The 991-nt window shown below is 65.6% G+C and carries 2 protein-coding genes; one reads left to right on the plus strand and one right to left on the minus strand.

What is annotated here, in order from left to right:
* The coding region (locus ACYVDE_RS24180; RefSeq protein ID WP_460504074.1) for a hypothetical protein at nucleotides 1-225 on the minus strand (225 nt) is incomplete at its 3' end.
* A gap of 126 nt (nucleotides 226-351) precedes the next feature.
* Here ACYVDE_RS24180 and ACYVDE_RS24185 point away from each other — a divergent pair.
* Nucleotides 352-870, plus strand: coding sequence for a hypothetical protein (locus ACYVDE_RS24185; protein ID WP_460504075.1), 519 nt, complete (start codon nucleotides 352-354; stop codon nucleotides 868-870).
* Nucleotides 871-991 lie beyond the last annotated feature (121 nt).

Consider the following 991-nt stretch of genomic DNA (forward strand, 5'->3'; position numbering starts at 1 on the left):
CGCGCCGCGCACGGCCAGCTGGCGCGGCTCCAGCACCAGAATTTTATCTTCCGGATTGCGCCACTCGGCTGCCAGCAGGGCCAGCGGTACCACGGTGGTTTTGCCCGCGCCGGGCGGCGCTTCCAGCACCACGCGGGCGTTGGTAGCCAGCGCCGATAGGAGTTCGGGCAGCGCCGCGAGAATGGGCAAATCGGGCAGGAGCGGCAGGACGAAGGCGTTGGGCATAGTCCCAAAATTACGGTCCGAACCGGGGCGGCTCACGTCGGCCGCTCGTGACCATTGCCTGCTCGTGGCAGCCAGTTGCCGAAACAGAGCTAAGTTTGGCCTGCTGCCACCTCATTCCCCGTCGCCATGCTATCCAACGCTCTGGCCGCCCAGCCGGTCGATACGCCCGCCCACGCATATGTGCCTGCCATGCGGGCATTTCTGGCCGAAATCGGTATTCCCACCCAGGAAGCGGAGCTAACCGTCGACACCTTTCTGCCCGGCATCCTCATCGAAAATGGCGGCCTGCTGATTGACCCCGCCAAGCTCCTCTACCCCGGCGACCTCCTACACGAGGCTGGCCACCTGGCCGTGACGCCCGATGCCGAGCGCATCCAACTGGTGGGCAACGTGATGGCCGGCAAGCCCGAGCAGCAAGGCACCGACGGCGAAGAAATTGTGGCCATGCTGTGGTCGTACGCCGCGGCCCAGGCCATCGGAGTGCCGCCCGAAGTCGTATTTCACCCCAATGGCTACCGCAACGCGAGCGCCTGGATGCTGGATAATTTCCGTCAGAAAATCTACCCTGGCCTGCCGCTGCTGGTCTGGATGGGCCTGACGACCACCGACGATTTCCCGCACATGACGCGCTGGCTGCGCGAGTAGCCCGCCGCTATACCCGCTGCATCGGCCATAGTTCCACTTGCACCGGGCCGCCGGCGTGCACCACCGGCGCGCCGGTGGGCGTGGGCAGCCCGTGGCCTTCGATGAGAGATGACTCGAAGTG

The organism is Hymenobacter agri (assembly GCF_054778495.1).